This window comes from Halopseudomonas yangmingensis (assembly GCF_900114825.1).
Lineage (GTDB): Bacteria > Pseudomonadota > Gammaproteobacteria > Pseudomonadales > Pseudomonadaceae > Halopseudomonas > Halopseudomonas yangmingensis.
Genome location: NZ_FOUI01000002.1, coordinates 233,330 through 250,714 on the forward strand (window position 1 = coordinate 233,330; position 17,385 = coordinate 250,714).

General features: G+C 61.6%; 17 protein-coding genes and 1 riboswitch. Of the genes, 8 read left to right on the forward strand and 9 right to left on the reverse strand.

Translation table 11 applies throughout. The features are described from left to right. Positions 1–149: 149 nt before the first annotated feature. Together BMZ23_RS03290 and metK are read left to right on the forward strand one after the other, a co-directional pair. A complete protein-coding gene (locus BMZ23_RS03290; RefSeq protein ID WP_093472688.1) occupies positions 150–1,178 on the forward strand; it encodes an ArsR/SmtB family transcription factor in 1,029 nt (342 codons plus the stop codon). Continuing rightward, a complete protein-coding gene (gene metK, locus BMZ23_RS03295) occupies positions 1,175–2,359 on the forward strand; it encodes a methionine adenosyltransferase (RefSeq protein ID WP_093472690.1) in 1,185 nt (394 codons plus the stop codon). The genes BMZ23_RS03290 and metK overlap by 4 nt, the downstream gene beginning before the upstream one ends. 8 nt (positions 2,360–2,367) lie before the next feature. On the opposite strand, the gene BMZ23_RS03300 is transcribed toward metK, so the two are convergent. Continuing rightward, the gene (locus BMZ23_RS03300; protein ID WP_093472694.1) at positions 2,368–2,829 is read right to left on the reverse strand and encodes a c-type cytochrome; all 462 of its coding nucleotides are present in this window, start codon (positions 2,827–2,829) and stop codon (positions 2,368–2,370) included. Positions 2,830–2,925: 96 nt separating this feature from the next. Beyond that, a riboswitch (S-adenosyl-L-homocysteine riboswitch) is annotated at positions 2,926–3,002 on the forward strand. Between the two features lie 22 nt (positions 3,003–3,024). Here BMZ23_RS03300 and ahcY point away from each other — a divergent pair. The 5 genes from ahcY (at position 3,025) to BMZ23_RS03325 (ending at position 8,796) form a co-directional block, all read left to right on the forward strand. Continuing rightward, positions 3,025–4,431, forward strand: a complete 1,407-nt coding sequence (gene ahcY, locus BMZ23_RS03305; protein ID WP_093472697.1) for an adenosylhomocysteinase — start codon at positions 3,025–3,027, stop codon at positions 4,429–4,431. A gap of 257 nt (positions 4,432–4,688) precedes the next feature. Then, complete coding sequence (gene metF, locus BMZ23_RS03310; RefSeq protein WP_093472700.1) at positions 4,689–5,531, forward strand: methylenetetrahydrofolate reductase [NAD(P)H]; 843 nt, start codon at positions 4,689–4,691, stop codon at positions 5,529–5,531. Between the two features lie 159 nt (positions 5,532–5,690). After that, positions 5,691–7,238 carry a DEAD/DEAH box helicase gene (locus BMZ23_RS03315; RefSeq protein ID WP_245748105.1) on the forward strand — a complete coding sequence of 516 codons (1,548 nt, stop codon included), beginning with the start codon at positions 5,691–5,693 and terminating at the stop codon, positions 7,236–7,238. Positions 7,239–7,325: 87 nt separating this feature from the next. Next, positions 7,326–7,928 carry a DUF3617 domain-containing protein gene (locus BMZ23_RS03320; protein WP_093472703.1) on the forward strand — a complete coding sequence of 201 codons (603 nt, stop codon included), beginning with the start codon at positions 7,326–7,328 and terminating at the stop codon, positions 7,926–7,928. 73 nt (positions 7,929–8,001) lie between these two features. Continuing rightward, entirely contained in the window at positions 8,002–8,796 is a 795-nt protein-coding gene (locus BMZ23_RS03325) for a universal stress protein (RefSeq protein WP_093472706.1), read from the forward strand. Here BMZ23_RS03325 and BMZ23_RS03330 read toward each other — a convergent pair whose 3' ends face one another. Beyond that, the gene (locus BMZ23_RS03330) at positions 8,797–9,972 is read right to left on the reverse strand and encodes a CaiB/BaiF CoA transferase family protein (RefSeq protein ID WP_093472709.1); all 1,176 of its coding nucleotides are present in this window, start codon (positions 9,970–9,972) and stop codon (positions 8,797–8,799) included. A gap of 154 nt (positions 9,973–10,126) precedes the next feature. After that, complete coding sequence (locus BMZ23_RS03335) at positions 10,127–11,308, reverse strand: acyl-CoA dehydrogenase (protein ID WP_093472712.1); 1,182 nt, start codon at positions 11,306–11,308, stop codon at positions 10,127–10,129. Positions 11,309–11,460: 152 nt separating this feature from the next. Between BMZ23_RS03335 and BMZ23_RS03340 the strand changes: the two genes are divergently transcribed. After that, on the forward strand, positions 11,461–12,366 hold the full coding sequence (locus BMZ23_RS03340; protein ID WP_093472715.1) for a LysR family transcriptional regulator: 906 nt from the start codon (positions 11,461–11,463) through the stop codon (positions 12,364–12,366). A gap of 46 nt (positions 12,367–12,412) precedes the next feature. On the opposite strand, the gene BMZ23_RS03345 is transcribed toward BMZ23_RS03340, so the two are convergent. The 6 genes from BMZ23_RS03345 to BMZ23_RS03370 all read right to left on the reverse strand — a co-directional run bounded on the left by BMZ23_RS03345 (position 12,413) and on the right by BMZ23_RS03370 (position 17,374). Then, entirely contained in the window at positions 12,413–13,171 is a 759-nt protein-coding gene (locus tag BMZ23_RS03345) for an iron ABC transporter ATP-binding protein (protein ID WP_093472718.1), read from the reverse strand. Beyond that, positions 13,168–14,127, reverse strand: a complete 960-nt coding sequence (locus BMZ23_RS03350) for an iron chelate uptake ABC transporter family permease subunit (protein WP_093472721.1) — start codon at positions 14,125–14,127, stop codon at positions 13,168–13,170. Before BMZ23_RS03350 ends, BMZ23_RS03345 begins: the two co-directional genes overlap by 4 nt. Next, positions 14,118–15,128 carry an iron chelate uptake ABC transporter family permease subunit gene (locus tag BMZ23_RS03355; protein ID WP_093472723.1) on the reverse strand — a complete coding sequence of 337 codons (1,011 nt, stop codon included), beginning with the start codon at positions 15,126–15,128 and terminating at the stop codon, positions 14,118–14,120. The genes BMZ23_RS03350 and BMZ23_RS03355 overlap by 10 nt, the downstream gene beginning before the upstream one ends. Positions 15,129–15,139: 11 nt before the next feature. Then, entirely contained in the window at positions 15,140–16,075 is a 936-nt protein-coding gene (locus tag BMZ23_RS03360) for a siderophore ABC transporter substrate-binding protein (protein WP_177197208.1), read from the reverse strand. Between the two features lie 146 nt (positions 16,076–16,221). After that, complete coding sequence (locus BMZ23_RS03365) at positions 16,222–16,800, reverse strand: YceI family protein (RefSeq protein WP_093472729.1); 579 nt, start codon at positions 16,798–16,800, stop codon at positions 16,222–16,224. Position 16,801: 1 nt separating this feature from the next. After that, entirely contained in the window at positions 16,802–17,374 is a 573-nt protein-coding gene (locus tag BMZ23_RS03370) for a cytochrome b (protein WP_093472732.1), read from the reverse strand. Between the last annotated feature and the right edge of the window lie 11 nt (positions 17,375–17,385).

Genomic DNA, 17,385 nt, shown 5'->3' on the forward strand with positions numbered 1-17,385 from the left:
GCAAATGCGTGATCCGGGCAATGCAAAGCCGGTGCAAGCCGCCAACCGGGCAGCCAGCGACGGACGAATGGCGACCATTTGTCGCGCTATATCAAAAAACTTTGATATAAGCCTTGAAAGCACACCCGACGCCGCCTAGACTGCTCGCCATGCTAGCCAATCGCCTGACCGCGCCGGTACTGCCGGACACCTCCGCCATCGAACAACTGGCTGCCTTCTGCAAGGCAACCGGCGACAGTCTGCGTCTGGAGATCCTGCGGGTGCTTGGCAGCCACTCGTTCGGCGTACTGGAACTGGCACAGATTTTCGACATACGCCAGCCGGCGCTCAGCCACCACCTGAAGGTGCTGGCGAATGCCGGACTGGTCAGCACCCGCCGCGAGGGCACCTCGATTTTCTACCGCCGCAGCCTGCCGGATGCCGGCCAGCCCTGGCAGGCACTGCATGCGCAACTGCTGGAAGGGCTGGATGCGCTGCCGCAGGGTGAGACCACCCGCAGCGCCATCGAGCAGGTGCACACACAACGCGCCGAACTGTCGCGCCAGTTCTTTGCACGGTTTGCCGATGGCACCCCGGCCCAGCAGGACCTGATTGCCCACTTTGGCCTGTACCGCGAGCCGCTGCTGGCACTGATCGATACCCTGGCGCTGCCGGCACAGGCACTGGCGATTGAAGTTGGCCCCGGCGAAGGCGGCTTTTTACCGGACCTGTCGCGGCGCTTCCAGCGGGTGCTGGCACTCGACAATGCGCCGCCGATGCTGGAGCGCGCCAGTCAGCTGTGCCGCGAGGCCGGACTGGCGAATGTCGACTGCCTGCTGGTGGATGCACTGACAGCCAGCGATCTGCCCGCCGCTGACTGCCTGGTATGCAATATGGTGCTGCACCACATGCCGGCCCCGGCGGATGCCCTGCAGCGTCTGGCCTGGCTGCTCAAGCCCGGCGGCAGCCTGGTACTTACCGAGCTGTGCAGCCACGACCAGAGCTGGGTCCGCGACAGTTGCGGCGATCTCTGGCTGGGTTTTGACCCGCAGGACCTCGGCCGCTGGGCGGCCACTGCCGGCCTGCTCGGTGGACACAGCCAGTACCTGGGGCTGCGCAACGGCTTCCAGCTGCAGATTCAGCAATTCAGCAAACCCCTTTCCACTCACGCGATCCCAACAGAAGGTGTCACAGCATGAGCGATTACTCCCTCTTCACCTCCGAGTCGGTCTCCGAAGGCCATCCGGACAAGCTCGCCGACCAGATCTCCGACGCCGTGCTGGATGCCATCATCGCCGAGGACAAGTTCGCCCGTGTGGCCTGCGAAACCATGGTCAAGACCGGCGTAGCCATCGTCGGCGGTGAAATCACTACCAGCGCCTGGGTCGATCTGGAAGAACTGGTGCGCGGGGTGATCTGCGACATCGGCTACACCTCCTCCGAGGTCGGCTATGACGGCGCCACTTGCGGCGTGATCAACATCATCGGCAAGCAGTCCCCGGACATTGCCCAAGGTGTCGACCGGCAGAAGCCGGAAGACCAGGGCGCCGGCGACCAGGGCCTGATGTTTGGCTATGCCAGCAACGAAACCGACGTACTGATGCCGGCACCAATCACCTTCGCCCACCGGCTGGTCGAGCGCCAGGCCGAAGCGCGCAAGAGCGGCCTGCTGCCGTGGCTGCGCCCGGATGCCAAGTCGCAGGTCACCTGCCGTTATGAAGGCGGCCGGGTGGTCGGCATCGACGCCATCGTGCTGTCAACCCAGCACAATCCTGAGGTCAGCCAGAGCGACCTGCGCGAGGCGGTGATGGAGCTGATCGTCAAGCATGTGATTCCGGCCGAGTTGCTGCACGCCGACACCCAATTCCACATCAACCCGACCGGCAAGTTCGTCATCGGTGGGCCGGTGGGCGACTGCGGCCTGACCGGTCGCAAGATCATCGTCGACACCTACGGCGGCATGGCCCGCCACGGCGGCGGCGCGTTCTCCGGCAAGGACCCGTCCAAGGTCGACCGCAGCGCCGCCTACGCCGGTCGCTATGTGGCGAAAAACATCGTTGCCGCCGGCCTGGCCGACAAGTGCGAAATCCAGGTGTCCTACGCCATCGGTGTGGCCCAGCCGACCTCGGTATCGATCAACACCTTCGGCACCGGCAAGATCAGTGATGACAAGATCATCCAGCTGGTGCGCCAGCACTTCGACCTGCGGCCCTATGCGATTACCCGCATGCTCGACCTGCTGCACCCGATGTACAAGGCCACGGCGGCCTACGGCCACTTTGGCCGCAACCCCTTCGAGATGAGCGTAAATGGCGACAGCTTCACCGCCTTCCCGTGGGAGAAGACCGACAAGGCCGAAGCCCTCAAGGCCGACGCCTGATCCGGGGCTCAGCGCCGGTAGGCGTCGTGACAGCTCTTGCAGGCCCGCTGAACCTCGGTCATCGGGCCACGGACCTGATCGGCGCTGTCGACGCCCTCAACAGTAACTGCCAACAGATGTTCGACAGTCGCCTTGTAAGCGTCGACGGCAGCACTGAAGCCCTCGGGGTCGGACCAGATTTTAGGGCGTGCAGCGTTCGGCTGGTTCGAATTGCCGGGGCTTGGAAAGTATTCCCAGGGCGCATCACTGAGTGCCTGCAGTTGTGCGGCATGTTCGGCAAACCGCTCGCCGTCAAAGCTCAGGCGACCGGTCAGCATGCCGACCATCGGCTCGCTGTGATTGAGTATTTGCTTGAAGGCAGCCTGCCGTTTTCCCTCTGGCGAGTCTGGATCAACCGGACTACTGCAGGCAGCCAGGGTCAGCCCGAAGGCAACGAGGGTCAGGTATTTCAGGGGTGAAGCTGTAAGCATGGTTTCATCCGCAGCAGAACAGTAAGGTGGCGCACCGGCGGGATTGTAACCCAAGCCCCGTCCGGCCCGGCCAGCACACACAGTTTGCAACACACCCCGACCGAGGGGCGCTGCAGCGACATTGGTCGTCAGGCTCGGTCAGGGGTGAACATGAGTAACCGCGCCCATTCGCCAACGACGAATGGAGAAACAACCATGAGTGCAGTCATGCAAGAGAACTTCAGCGACTACAAGGTTGCCGACATCAGCCTGGCCGACTGGGGCCGCCGGGAAATTATCATTGCCGAGTCGGAAATGCCGGCCCTGATGGCCCTGCGCCGCAAGTACCAGGCCGAACAGCCGCTCAAGGGCGCGAAAATCCTTGGCTGCATCCACATGACCATCCAGACCGCGGTGCTGATCGAAACCCTCACCGCGCTGGGCGCAGAGGTGCGCTGGTCGTCCTGCAACATTTTCTCCACACAGGACCAGGCCGCCGCCGCCATAGCCGCCGCCGGCATCCCGGTGTTCGCCTGGAAGGGCGAAACCGAGGCCGAATACGAATGGTGCATCGAGCAAACCATCCTCAAGGATGGCCAGCCGTGGGACGCCAATATGGTGCTGGATGACGGTGGCGACCTGACCGAAATCCTGCACAACAAGTATCCGCAGATGCTTGAGCGCATCCACGGGATCACCGAGGAAACCACCACCGGCGTGCACCGCCTGCTCGACATGCTGAAAAAAGGCACCCTGAAAGTCCCGGCGATCAACGTCAACGACTCGGTGACCAAGAGCAAGAACGACAACAAGTACGGCTGCCGTCACAGCCTGAACGACGCCATCAAGCGCGCCACAGACCATCTGCTGTCCGGTAAGCAGGCGCTGGTGATCGGCTATGGCGACGTCGGCAAGGGCTCGGCTGCCTCACTGCGCCAGGAAGGCATGATCGTCAAGGTCAGCGAGATCGACCCGATCTGCGCCATGCAGGCCTGCATGGACGGCTACGAGGTGGTTTCGCCGTATCGCAACGGCCTCAACGATGGCACTGCCGCCAGCGTCGACGCCGAGCTGCTGGGCAAGATCGACCTGATCGTTACCACCACCGGCAACGTCAACGTGTGTGACGCCAATATGCTCAAGGCGCTGAAAAAGCGTGCCGTGGTGTGCAACATCGGTCACTTCGACAACGAAATCGATACCGCCTACACCCGCGCCAACTGGCACTGGGAAGAGGTCAAGCCGCAGGTGCACAAGCTGCACCGCACCGGCAAGGACAACTTTGACCCGAGCAACGACGACTACCTGATCCTGCTGGCTGAAGGCCGCCTGGTCAATCTGGGCAACGCCACCGGCCACCCGAGCCGGATCATGGATGGCTCCTTCGCCAACCAGGTGCTGGCACAGATTCACCTGTATGCCGAGCGCTTCGCTGATCTGCCGGCGGCGCAGAAGGCTGGCAAACTGCGCGTCGAAGTACTGCCGAAGAAGCTCGACGAGGAAGTCGCACTGGAAATGGTCAAGGGCTTCGGTGGCGTGATCACCCGTCTGACCCAGACCCAGGCCGACTATATCGGCGTGAATGCCGAAGGTCCCTTCAAGTCGGATGATTATCGGTATTAACAACAGCCGCTGAAGGCTGGAAGGTCCGGGGAGCATGCTGATCAATTGCAGCGATCTTCATGGGCGCGGTAACCGGTGACCTGTTCAGGACCGTCGATGCCCTGGACGGGCATCGCCGAGCGTACAGGGATGTATTTACAGCGTGTCCTGAACAGGTCACCGGTTATTGCGCTGGCACACAGCCGATTTGATCTGCATGCTCCCCGGACCTTCCAGCCTCAAGCGTCAGGCCTTCAGCCATATTAAGGTGAACAACAATGACATCCCCCTCTACCCCGGTCAGCTTCGAGTTTTTCCCGACCAAGACCGATGCCGGGCATGAAAAACTGCTAGCCGCCGCCCGTGTGCTGGCTGCAGAAAAACCGGAATTCTTTTCCGTGACCTACGGTGCCGGCGGCTCGACCCGTGACCGCACCCTGAATACCGTGCTGCAACTGGATGGTGAGGTGAAGGTGCCGACCGCGCCACACCTGTCCTGTGTCGGTGACAGCAAGGAAGAACTGCGCAGCCTGCTCAAGCAGTACCGTGACGCCGGCATCAAGCGCATAGTCGCGCTGCGTGGCGACCTGCCCTCGGGCATGGGGCAGGCCTCCGGCGAGCTGCGCTACGCCAACGAACTGGTTGAGTTCATCCGGGCCGAGACCGGTGATCACTTCACCATCGAAGTCGCCGCCTACCCGGAATCCCATCCGCAGGCACGCAATTTCGAGGTCGATCTGGCGAATTTCGTGCGTAAGGCCAAAGCCGGTGCCGACAGCGCCATTACCCAGTACTTCTTCAATGCCGACTGCTATTTCCAATTCGTCGAGCGCGTGCGTCAGGCCGGCGTGGAGATTCCGATCATTCCCGGCATCATGCCGATCACCAACTACAGCAAGCTGGCACGCTTCTCCGATGCCTGCGGTGCGGAAATCCCGCGTTGGATCCGCAAACAGCTGGAAGCCTATGGTGACGACAGCGACAGCATAGTCGCCTTCGGCACCGAGGTGATCAGCAGCATGTGTCAGCAACTGCTGGATGGCGGCGCGCCGGGCCTGCACTTTTACACGCTGAACCAGGCCGAACCCAGTCTCGCGGTATGGCACAACCTGCGCGGATAACAGCTCGCGGCTAGCGGCCAACCACTTGCAGCTAGCCGCCAGAGACGCTTTCCACAGCCGGGCAGCGCAGATTCCGATAATCTGCTAAAATGCCCCGCTCCCCACCAACGGCCGCACGGACACTCGAGTTCGCAGACGGCCATCACAAGGTTTATCTGCATGTCCTTTGCTTCCCTCGGCCTGTCCGACGCGCTTGTCAGCGCTGTCGCGGCCACCGGCTATACCACGCCGACCCCCGTCCAGCAGCAGGCCGTTCCTGCCGTGCTGGAAGGCCGCGACCTGATGGTGGCGGCACAAACCGGAACCGGCAAGACCGCCGGCTTCGCCCTGCCGATGCTGGAACTGCTGTTCCCCAACGGACACCCCGAACATGGCCGCCAGATCGGTCCGCGTCAGGTCCGCGCCCTGGTGCTGACCCCAACCCGCGAACTGGCGGCCCAGGTGCATGACAGCATCCGCTCCTATGCCAGCGACCTGCCCCTGAAAAGCGCCTGCATCTTTGGCGGTGTTGGTGCCAGCCCGCAGGTCAAGGCACTGGCTCCGGGCCTCGACATTCTGGTGGCCTGCCCCGGTCGCCTGCTGGATCTGGCCAACCAGAAGATGGTCGACCTGTCACAGGTCGAGATTTTCGTGCTGGATGAAGCCGACCGCATGCTCGACATGGGCTTTATCCATGACGTCAAGAAGGTCATTGCACGGCTGCCGGCCAAGCGCCAGAACCTGCTGTTTTCCGCAACCTTCTCCAGGGAAATCACCGAACTGGCCAACCGCCTGCTGCATAACCCGGCACGCATCGAGGTGACCCCGCCGAATACCACGGTGGAGCGCATCGAGCAGAAGGTGTTCCGCATTGTTGCCGGGCACAAGCGCGCCCTGCTGGCACACCTGATCACCCTCGGTGGCTGGGAGCAGGTGCTGGTATTCACCCGCACCAAGCATGGCGCCAACCGCCTTGCCGAGTATCTGGAAAAGAACGGCCTGCCGGCTGCTGCCATCCACGGCAACAAGAGTCAGAACGCCCGCACCAAGGCGCTGGCCGACTTCAAGGCCAACCAGCTGCGGGTATTGGTCGCCACCGATATCGCCGCGCGCGGTCTGGATATCGACCAGCTGCCGCATGTGGTGAACTTCGAGCTGCCAAACGTCGCCGAAGACTATGTTCACCGGATCGGTCGTACCGGTCGCGCCGGTCGTAGCGGCGAAGCCGTATCGCTGGTCAGCCCGGATGAGGAAAGCCTGCTCAAGGCCATCGAGCGCATGACCCGCCAGCGCCTTGAGGAAGGTGACGATCTGGGTTTCGTCGCCCCGACGCAGGCCGACCTCAACAGCGATCGCCCCGAGCGTCAGGCGCCACGCGGAAGAACGCCACGCACTAACAATGCAGCCCGTGATGCCAGCAGCAAGCCAGCTGCCGGCAAACCGGCCGGCGCAGGCCAGAGCAATAACCCGCGCCGCGGCGGCAAAACCCAAGGCACTGCGGCAGCCGCAGAAAAGCCGCGCAGCGGCGGCCGCAACCAGCAGCGTCCGGCCAAGCCGAACCGTGAGGATGAGCGCATTAAACGCATCCTGTTCAGTGAGCCAAACGACACGGTTGCCGAGGAACGCCGGCATCAGGCCTATGGCAATCGCATGGCGCCGCCGGAAGATACCCGCAAGCCTCGTGGTCGCGACCAGAAAGAGCGGCCTGCTCTGTTCGGCAAACGCTAACCCCCGCCTGAACCCGCCGCCGGATTTGCAAGCCGGCGGCGGCCTTCCCATAATCGGACCTTCATTCACCCGTTGAAGGATCTCCCGATGAAAACAGGGATCAGCATACTTATCACCGGTCTTTGCCTGATCAGCACCGCCAGCCATGCCCAAAGCCTCAGACCTGACCCCGGCGTATGGCGCAGCGAAAGCAGCGTTCTGATCAACGGTACCGACGTCCTTGCGCAAATGCGACAGGCCCAACAGGCCATGCTCGACAGTCTCCCCGCCGACCAACGTGCCACCATGCAGGCCATGCTTGGTGAAATGGGCGACATGAACACCAACGATTACTGCATTACCGAGCAAGAAGCAGCCCGGGGTTATGACGGCTGGCTGGAGCAGGCAAAAAAGGAAATGCCCAACTGCGATATTTCGACCAGCGGCTCCAGCGGCAACAAGCTCTTGTTCACCGGCAACTGCAGGGATACCGGAAGCGAGGGGTTTGTCGGCAGTATCAATGGCGAAGTGGAAATAATCAGTAACAAGGAAGTCCGCTCCCGTCTGAGCGGCAAAGGGATTGTCAGTCTCGATGAAACGGCCGGTGCCGCCTTTGCCGGCGGTCAGACCATGGATATTGAAACCCGTGATACTTCGCGCTGGATCAGTGGTGACTGCAGCCAGCTCCCAGTGGACGACTACGAGGATTGATGCAGATCATGGCAGGTCTGCGCTGCTGTGCCAGACTGGAGCGTGACACAACAACCACGATAAGGAGCTTGTCATGTTCAAGCATTGTGTTCTCAGCGTAGACTTTACCCCGGAGTGGGAGCGAACTCTCGACCACCTGCCTGCACTGATGCCGCTGCTCGGTATTGAGCGCCTGACCCTGGTTTATGCCGTAGAAGGTTTCAAGCGACAGCGCTCGGAAGACGACCCTGCCATTGCCGAAAGAAATCTTGCCGATCTGGCGCTGCGTATTACCAGTGAATTGGGCGTACAGGCCGACAGTCAGGTGCGCCATGGCTTTGCTGCCTCAGAAGTATTACAAGCCGCCCGCGATACAGCAGCCGATGGCGTGATTGCGCTCAATCGCAGCCATTCCGCCAGCCGCGAACTACTGGTGGGCAACGTAGTGGTCAATTTGGCTCGCATGAGCAAGTTGCCGCTACTGATCCTGTCCAGCGATGGGGCCGTCGTCGAGCCCCACGCACCGGTGGTCTTTGCCACCGACGGCTCGGCCGCAGCCCGCTCCGCAGAGAAAGTATTTTCTGCGCTGGTCAGCGCCGGAAGCCATGGACTGGCTGTCTGGGTGGATGCCGATCAGCACGATGACGAGGAAGAGGCGCACCGGGTGCTGTCGAGCCTGGCCAGCCAACACGAAAATGTTGCCGCCCGCCGCCTGAAAGGCTCGGCAATCAGCGAAATCGTCAAAGCTGCCGAGGACGAACAGGCTGCCCTGCTGATTATCGGCAAGCGCGGCACAACACCGATTGTCGAACTGCTGATTGGCAGTGTTGCCGAAGGGGTGGCCCGCGAAAGCCGTCAACCGGTGCTACTGGTACCAACCAACGGCTGATCAACCCAGCCAGTCGGCCAGCACCTCATCGGCGTGCTGATCAAGCAAGGGTGGTGGTCGACGATAGGTTACCGGCGTACGTGAAAATCGGATCGGGTTGGCCACCAGATCCACATGCCCGGACTGCGGGTGCGGCATACGTAACTGCAGTCCGCGCGCCTGTACCTGGGGATCGGCAAAGACTGCAGCCAGATCATTCACAGGACCGCAGGGCACCCCCGCCTGCTCCAGCAAAGCCACCCACTCGGCAGTAGTGCGAAATACCGTTACCTGCCGGATCAGTGGAACCAGCTCAGTACGATGCGCCACTCGCGCGGCATTAGTGGAAAAACGCGAATCGTCGGCCCACTCCGGATGCCCTGCTGCCACGCAGAACTTGCGGAACTGGTTGTCATTGCCAACGGTAAGAATCAGGTCGCCATCAGCCGTCGGAAAATCCTGATAGGGCACGATATTCGGATGCGCGTTACCCAGCCGCGAAGGTGCCTGCCCGGTAGACAGATAATTCAGTGCCTGATTGGCCAGGCAAGCCACCTGTACATCCAGCAACGCCAGATCAATATACTGCCCCAGACCGCTGCGCTCACGCTCAGCCAGCGCCGCAAGAACTGCATTGCTGGCGTACAAACCGGTAAGCACATCGGTCAGGGCTACGCCGACCTTGACCGGACCCGCACCCTGCTCGCCATCTGCCCGTCCGGTCACACTCATCAGTCCACCCAGACCCTGAATCATGAAATCGTAACCAGCGCGCGTGGCATAGGGGCCATTCTGGCCAAAACCGGTCACCGAGCAGTAGACAAGCCGGGGGTTAAGCGCCTGCAAACTGGCGTAATCCAACCCATAGACCGCCAGTCCGCCGACCTTGAAGTTCTCGATCAGCACATCGGCCCGGGCCGCCAGCGCGCGCACCTGTTGCTGACCCTCGGGCCGGGTGAAATCGATAGCGATGGAGCGCTTGTTGCGGTTGGCACAAAGAAAGTAGGCCGCCTCGGAGGTGTCTCGCCCCTCGGCATCCTTCAGGAAAGGTGGCCCCCAGGCACGGGTATCATCTCCGGCGCCCGGCCGCTCGACCTTGACCACATCGGCGCCAAGATCAGCCAGCAACTGCCCGGCCCAGGGGCCGGCCAGCACGCGGGACAGATCGAGGACTTTAAGGCCAGCCAGCGCACTCATTGGCGCAGCCACAAGCGTGCCGCAACAAGCGGCAAGCTGTCAGTGCAGTGACCAGAAAAGGCGTCTGCTTTCATCTATCGGGCCCCCATATAAAAACGGCAAGCCAGTCCTTCACGACCGGCTTGCCGCTTACAGCTTGTAGCTTACAGCTGCTTTAGAAAAACGCCTGAAGCCCGGTCTGCGCACGACCCAGAATCAGCGCATGCACGTCATGCGTACCTTCATAGGTGTTGACCACCTCCAGGTTGACCACATGGCGAATCACCCCGTACTCATCGGAAATGCCGTTGCCGCCGAGCATGTCACGGGCAACGCGGGCAATGTCCAGCGACTTGCCGCAGGAATTGCGCTTCATGATCGAGGTAATTTCGACTGCCGCCGTGCCTTCGTCCTTCATGCGGCCCAGACGCAGGCAACCCTGCAGGGCCATGGTGATTTCGGTCTGCATGTCGGCCAGCTTCTTCTGGATCAACTGGGTCTGCGCCAGCGGGCGGCCAAATTGCTTGCGGTCCAGGGTGTACTGGCGCGCAGTGTGCCAGCAGAACTCGGCGGCACCCAGTGCACCCCAAGCAATGCCGTAACGGGCTGAGTTCAGGCAGGTGAAGGGGCCACGCAGGCCAGTCACGCCGGGCATCAGGTTTTCCTCGGGAACGAACACATCCTCCATCACGATCTGACCGGTGATCGAAGTGCGCAGACCGACCTTGCCCTTGATCGCCGGCGCGCTCAGACCTTTCCAGCCCTTTTCCAGAATGAAACCGCGAATCAGGTCATCCTCGGTCTTGGCCCAGACCACAAACACGTCAGCAATCGGACTGTTGGTGATCCACATCTTGGCGCCCTTCAGCAGGTAACCGCCATCCACTTTCTTCGCCCGGGTGATCATTGAGCCCGGGTCCGAGCCATGGTCCGGCTCGGTCAGTCCGAAACAGCCGATAAACTCACCGCTGGCCAGCTTGGGCAGGTACTTGCGCTTCTGCTCCTCACTGCCAAACTCGTTGATCGGCACCATCACCAGCGAGGACTGCACACTCATCATCGAACGGTAGCCGGAATCGACACGCTCCACCTCACGAGCGATCAGGCCGTAGCAGACATAGTTAAGGCCGCTGCCGCCGTATTCAGCAGGAATGGTCGCACCCAGCAGCCCCAGCTCGCCCATTTCACGGAAGATCGAGGCGTCGGTTTCTTCATTGCGGAACGAGTTGAGCACCCGCGGCATCAGCTTGTCCTGGCAGTACTGCGCCGCCGAATCGCGCACCATGCGCTCCTCTTCGGTCAGTTGTTGATCCAGCAGCAGCGGGTCCATCCAGTTGAATTGTGCGTTGGCAGCCATGGGAACTCCGGTATTCGGTTAAGGAACAGTCGCCCGTCACGGGCGCTATCAGGTGAAGTAAGCGTAGACCCCGCACGAGTGACTGGCAAACGCGTTTTTTGCAGCCAGTTGTGCTAGATTGGAACTCCGAGACTCAGCCGCAGGAGCCCCCCATGCGCCGCAAGATCCCGCCAACCCAGGCCCTGATCTGTTTCGAGTCCGCCGCCCGACATGAAAGCTTTACCAAGGCCGCCGAAGAGCTGTCACTGACGCAAAGCGCGGTATGCCGGCAGATTGCCAATCTGGAAGAGTTTCTCGATGTGCAACTGTTCCGCCGCACCCGACGCGGCGTCAAGCTGACCGAAACCGGCCAGACCTACAGCCGGCGCATCGCCAGCCGGCTGGATGCGGTGGAGCGCGACACGCTCTCAGTGATGGGCAACCAGGGCACCGCGACCCTGGAACTGGCCACCGTGCCGACCTTCGCCACGCAATGGCTACTGCCACGACTGCAGGGTTTCCTTGTGCAACATCCGCATGTCACGGTCAATCTGACCAACCGCACCCGGCCCTTTCTGTTTGCCGATACCGAATTCGATGCAGCAATTTATTTTGGTGACGGCGACTGGTCGGGTACCGAAGCGCACTTTCTCATGCACGAATCACCGGTACCGGTGTGCAGCCCGGCATTGATCGCCCCCGCCAGCGAGCTAACACCAATACAGATCGCCCAGCTGCCGCTGCTGCAGCAAACTACTCGTCCCTACGCCTGGCGTCAGTGGTTTGCCTCACTCGGCATGCGCGTTGAGCATGACCTCAACGGCACCCGCCTGGAACTGTTCTCGATGCTTGCCCAGGCCGCCATGCATGGCATGGGCGTTGCCCTGATCCCGCCCTTCCTGATCCAGGATGAACTGGCCAGCGGCAAGCTGATCAACCCCTGCTTACAGAGCTTTGACAGTGACAATGCCTATTATTTGGCGATACCCGAGCGCAAGGCGGAGTCCGCCACGCTGCAGGCATTCAGAGACTGGTTGTTAGAGGAAGCCGAGCAATATCGGCAGCATCAAACCACCTAGTGCCGGTAAAACCGGTCCGCAGGCGCTTGCCGCCAGACGTTAGAGCTTAGCGATAGTAGGTACAAATCCTGCGGCCCTCGATCTCATGCACCCGAATATCCATCTGGTACAGATCGCGCAGCACGGCATCCTGAATCAGCTCATCCGGACTGCCCTGGCAAGCAAGCTTGCCAGCTTGCATGGCGATGATGTGATCGGCGTAGCAGGAAGCGAAGTTGATGTCGTGCAGGACCACCACCACGGTTTTACCCTTGTCATCGGCGGCGCTGCGCAGCAGTTGCATCATCTCCACGGCGTGGCGCATGTCGATGTTGTTCAGTGGCTCATCGAGCAGCACGTAGTCGGTGTCCTGGCACATCACCATGGCGACGTAGGCGCGTTGCCGCTGGCCGCCGGACAGCTCGTCGATGGCCTGGTGCTGTAACGGGGTCAGGCGCAGATAGTCGATGGCTGCGTCGATCTGTTGCTGGTCGATGGCGGTCAAGCGTCCGCCAGAATGCGGGAAGCGGCCGAAGGCGACCAGATCGCGCACACTCAGACGCATGCTGGTCTGATTATGCTGGCGCAGGATCGACAGCTTGCGCGCCAGCTCAGCACCAGGGGTGCGCACCACATCCAGCTGGTCGATCAGTACCCGCCCGGCGGACATCGGCAACAATCGGCTGATCATCGACAGCAGGGTCGACTTGCCGGCACCGTTGGGGCCGATGATGGCAGTAAAGCCGCCCTTGGGAATCTGCAGGCTGACGTTGTCGACCACCAGTTGATCGCCATAGCGCTTGCTGAGTTCGTGGGTTTCAATCATTGGCGCACTCCGCGCAGTAACAGGGCGATAAACAACAGGCCACCGGCCAGTTCGATAACCCGCGACAGCGGCAGGCTGGAGACCAGCACATGCTCCAGCAGCAACTGACCGCCGAACAGACAGATCACCCCGACGCAGACGCTGGCCGGCAGGGTCCAGTGGTGCTGCTGGGTGCCCATCAGCACGTAGGCAAGGTTGGCGACCAGCAGGCCGAAGAACAGAGTGGGACCGACCAGTGCAGTGGCAGCCGCTACCAGCACGGCAATGACCACCAGCAGCCGCAATACCAGGCGCTGATAATCCAGCCCCAGATTGACCGCAATATCCCGCCCCAGCACCAGCACATCGAGCTTGCGCCAGACCCACAGCACATAGAGGCTGGCCGCGCCGACGAAGGCGGCCGACACCCCCAGCAGGCTGACATTGATGCGGTTGAAGCTGGCGGCGCTGCGGCCGCGATCAATCGCCAGCACGCCAGGATCGAGGAGGCGCAGCAGCAAGTCGGCCAGCTCGCGGAACAGGATACCGGCAAGAATGCCGATCAGGATCAGCAGATGCAGGCTGCGCACCGCACCGCTGAACAGCAGACGGAAAATCAGCAGCGCCAGCAGCACCACGGCCAGCACTTCCAGGCCAAAACGCAGCGGCAAGGCCAGCCCCTGCCACTGGGCCGCGCCCCAGATCAGCAGTACCACGACCTGCACCAGCAGGAAAAGCACGTCAAAACCAAGCAATGCCGGGGTCAGCACGCGGTTCTGGGTAATGCTCTGGAACAGCACGGTCGACAGACCAATGGCCCAAGCTACCAGCAACATGGCCAGCAGGCGCGGGCCACGGTATTCGAGGATAAAGCCCCAGTCGGTCTGCACCCGCAGGGTCATAAAGCCCACAGCGCAGAACGCCGCCAGCAGTGCCAGCAGACTCAGCCGCCAGACAGGATTCAAGGTCAGGCCCATTGCTTGCGCCCCCGAATCAGAATCACCAGGAACACCAGGCAGCCGGTCACGGCCAGCAAACCGGACGAGGGAACCTCGAACGGATGAATGATCAACCTTCCGGCCAGATCAGCTGCCAGCATCAAGGCCGAGCCCAGCAAGGCCACCAGTGGAATGCTGCGGCGCAACTGATCACCACAGAGCCAGCGCGCCAGATTGGGCGCCACCAGACCGATAAAGGGAATGGCACCGACCACGACCACCACGCTGGCAGAAATCATCGCCACCAGCAGCAAGCCAAGCCCCATCAGCCGGCCATAGTTGACCCCGACGTTGGTGGCAAAATCCTTGCCCAGGCCGATCACGGTAAAGCGATCCGCCGCCAGCATAGCGACCACGGTCAGACCGGCAGCCAGCCATAACAGCTCATAACGGCCGCGCAGCACAGCGGAAAAATCGCCACTGTTCCAGGCCCGGAGTGACTGGCTCAGATCCAGTTGCTGGGCCAGCAGCGCCCCGGCGGCGGCAATCACCCCGGCCAGTACCAGCCCCACCAGGGGTACGATCAGCGCCGATCGCAGGGCAATGCGCCGCAGTACGGCCAGAAAGATCAGCGTGCCGCCCAACGCAAACACACTGACCAGCGCAAAGCGCAGCGACAATGAGGCCCCCGGTGCCAGCCAGGCCAGCACCAGCAGGCCCAGCGCGGCCGCTTCCATAGTGCCGACCGTGGAGGGCTCAACCAGGCGGTTGCGGGCCATCATCTGCAGGATCAGCCCGGCCACCGCCAGCGCCGAACCGGCCAGCAGCAAGGCCAGGGTGCGTGGCAGGCGACTGGCGAAAAGGATTTTCGACAGCCGATCATCCGGATCGCCGGTCAGCACATTGAGCAGACTCATGCGACTGGCACCAACGTTCAGGCTCCACAGCGCCAACCCGATCACCAGTATCAGCAGGATAATGAACCACAGGGTAAGGCGCGTGGCCGTGATGCCACGCGCGACTGGTTCTGAAACAGACATTCGGCAGGGTCTTAACGGTTGGCGGCAGCAAAGGCTTCGATCAGAGCGTCAACACTGGTCTGCATGACGCCGATCCCACTGTTGTCGAGCAGGTACCAGCTGACCGGGTCCAGATAGACGATCTGGCCTTTCTGCCCGGCCGTGGTGGCCTTGACCAACTCGTTGTCCATCAGCTGGGCGGCAGCGACGCCTTCACGACCGATGGCAGCATCCCGGTCCATGACAAACAACCAGTCCGGATTGGCTTCAAGCAGAAACTCGAAGGATACCGAGTGCCCATGACGACCAACCTGCAGATTGTCGACCGCCTGCGGCAAACCGAATACATCGTGGATCATGCCGAAGCGGGTGCCGCTGCCAAAAGCCGCCATACGACCGCCCGTGGTCAGCACCAGCAGGCCATTGCCTCCAACTGCGGTCATCTCACGCAGTTGCTGGATCGATGATTCGAGGCGTTCGATCAAGACCTCGGCCTGCTCCTCCCGGGCATATATCTGACCCAAAATGCGGGTATTGCGCTTGAGGCTGCCAAGCAGGTCGCGCGGGTTCGGTGTCAGGTCGATGGTCGGGCCGAACCGGGCTACCTCGGCGAACTGCGGCTGGGCGCGACGCCCCAATATGATCAGATCCGGCTGACTGTTCTTCAGCACTTCCAGATCCGGCTCGAACAAACTGCCAGCCCGAATAAAATCACCACTCCGGTACTGCACAAGCAGCTCTGGGGCAGCGTTGCCTGGCGTGCCTTGTACGGTTACGCCCAGCTGCTGCAGCGTGTCCAGCGTCGACCAGTCGATCACCACCGCCTTCTCTGGCAGCAAGGATACGTCAGTGGTGCCGCTGGCATGTTCGACACTCAGAAAGGTGTCGGCGTAGGTAACTGGCGCCAGCAAACAAGCCAACAGCAGCGTGCCAGCCGAGGCAAAGCGGCGAAGGGAAAATGGGGGCATGGTAACTTCCTGACAGAATACGGATGGCGATTCGCAAAGCCAATGCATGCGAATCATTATTGTTCGCAATCCTATCAGAAACAGGTCCCGCCGACAGACAATGCGAGCGGGACCTGTTGTTGCAGAAAAGACAACGGTGGCACGGATTACTTGCGAATCCCCTCGATGGTCAGCATCAGCTCGACCTCCTGGGAGGCCGGCCCAAGATCCATGGCGATGTCGAAATCTTTCAGGCGCAGACTGGTAGTGCCCTCGAACCCGGCACGGTAACCACCCCAGGGGTCCTGGCCTTCGCCCATAAAGCGCGCATCCAGTACCACCGGGCGGGTCACGCCATTCAGGGTCAGCTCGCCAGTGACCTTCGCGGTATCCTCGCCGGTCATTTCCACACCGGTGGAAACAAAGCGGGCCTGCGGATGGGCAGAGACATTCAGGAAGTCCGGGCTGCGCAGGTGCTTGTCACGCTCGGCATGGTTGGAGTCGACGCTGGCGGTATTGATGCTTACCTGCACACTGCTCTGCTCGGGGGCGGCGGCGTCCCAGCTGAAGCTGCCGTCAAAATCGTTGAAGCGGCCATACAACCAGCTGAAGCCCAGATGACTGATACGGAAGTTGATAAAGGCGTGCTGACCTTCCTTGTCGATCACATAATCGGCCGCCTGCGCGCCCAGAGAAGCGGCACCCAACAGCGAACCCAGCAACACGCCAGCAATGGTCTTTTTCATTTCAGTTCTCCTTGGTAGGGGTACGCGGACGCAGGCCAAGCATGCGCCGCAGGGTGTTATCACGGTCAATCAGGTGGTGTTTCAGCGCGCCCAGCGCATGCAGGCCAACCAGCCCAAGCAGCAGCATGGCCGCCCAGTAGTGCACGGCGCCGGCACGGTCTGCCTGTTGTGGCAGACCACTGATCAGTGCCGGCAGTTCAAACCAGCCAAACACACTGATGCCCTGCCCGCGCGCAGTGGAAATCAGGTAACCACTGAGCAGGATTACCAGCAGCAACAGATACAGCAGGCCGTGTACCAGTGAGGCCAGCCGGGTCTCCCAGCCCGTGTGGCTGGACAGATGGGCCGGTCGCGGGTTGCTCCAGCGCCACAACAGCCGCACCAGCAGCAGCACAGCCAGCAGAATGCCGACACTCTTGTGCCAGAAGGGCGCGGTACGGTACCAGGGGCTGTAATAGGTCAGATCGGTCATCCACAGACCCAGCAGCGCCAGTCCGAGAATGCCAACGGCCATCAGCCAGTGCAGGCTGATACTGACCAGGCCATAGCCCTGCGGGGTGTTTTTCAGTGCCATGGATGGGGTCT

What these genes read in the sequence shown, in the direction of transcription:
- ahcY (WP_093472697.1), top strand. Translation starts at nt 3,025, where the DNA reads ATGAGTGCAGTCATGCAAGAGAACTTCAGCGACTACAAGGTTGCCGAC.
- BMZ23_RS03325 (WP_093472706.1), top strand. Translation starts at nt 8,002, where the DNA reads ATGTTCAAGCATTGTGTTCTCAGCGTAGACTTTACCCCGGAGTGGGAG.
- metK (WP_093472690.1), top strand. Translation starts at nt 1,175, where the DNA reads ATGAGCGATTACTCCCTCTTCACCTCCGAGTCGGTCTCCGAAGGCCAT.
- BMZ23_RS03345 (WP_093472718.1), bottom strand. Translation starts at nt 13,171, where the DNA reads ATGATTGAAACCCACGAACTCAGCAAGCGCTATGGCGATCAACTGGTG.
- BMZ23_RS03330 (WP_093472709.1), bottom strand. Translation starts at nt 9,972, where the DNA reads ATGAGTGCGCTGGCTGGCCTTAAAGTCCTCGATCTGTCCCGCGTGCTG.
- BMZ23_RS03320 (WP_093472703.1), top strand. Translation starts at nt 7,326, where the DNA reads ATGAAAACAGGGATCAGCATACTTATCACCGGTCTTTGCCTGATCAGC.
- BMZ23_RS03340 (WP_093472715.1), top strand. Translation starts at nt 11,461, where the DNA reads ATGCGCCGCAAGATCCCGCCAACCCAGGCCCTGATCTGTTTCGAGTCC.
- BMZ23_RS03300 (WP_093472694.1), bottom strand. Translation starts at nt 2,829, where the DNA reads ATGCTTACAGCTTCACCCCTGAAATACCTGACCCTCGTTGCCTTCGGG.
- BMZ23_RS03315 (WP_245748105.1), top strand. Translation starts at nt 5,691, where the DNA reads ATGTCCTTTGCTTCCCTCGGCCTGTCCGACGCGCTTGTCAGCGCTGTC.
- BMZ23_RS03335 (WP_093472712.1), bottom strand. Translation starts at nt 11,308, where the DNA reads ATGGCTGCCAACGCACAATTCAACTGGATGGACCCGCTGCTGCTGGAT.
- BMZ23_RS03370 (WP_093472732.1), bottom strand. Translation starts at nt 17,374, where the DNA reads ATGGCACTGAAAAACACCCCGCAGGGCTATGGCCTGGTCAGTATCAGC.
- BMZ23_RS03360 (WP_177197208.1), bottom strand. Translation starts at nt 16,075, where the DNA reads ATGCCCCCATTTTCCCTTCGCCGCTTTGCCTCGGCTGGCACGCTGCTG.
- metF (WP_093472700.1), top strand. Translation starts at nt 4,689, where the DNA reads ATGACATCCCCCTCTACCCCGGTCAGCTTCGAGTTTTTCCCGACCAAG.
- BMZ23_RS03290 (WP_093472688.1), top strand. Translation starts at nt 150, where the DNA reads ATGCTAGCCAATCGCCTGACCGCGCCGGTACTGCCGGACACCTCCGCC.
- BMZ23_RS03365 (WP_093472729.1), bottom strand. Translation starts at nt 16,800, where the DNA reads ATGAAAAAGACCATTGCTGGCGTGTTGCTGGGTTCGCTGTTGGGTGCC.
- BMZ23_RS03355 (WP_093472723.1), bottom strand. Translation starts at nt 15,128, where the DNA reads ATGTCTGTTTCAGAACCAGTCGCGCGTGGCATCACGGCCACGCGCCTT.
- BMZ23_RS03350 (WP_093472721.1), bottom strand. Translation starts at nt 14,127, where the DNA reads ATGGGCCTGACCTTGAATCCTGTCTGGCGGCTGAGTCTGCTGGCACTG.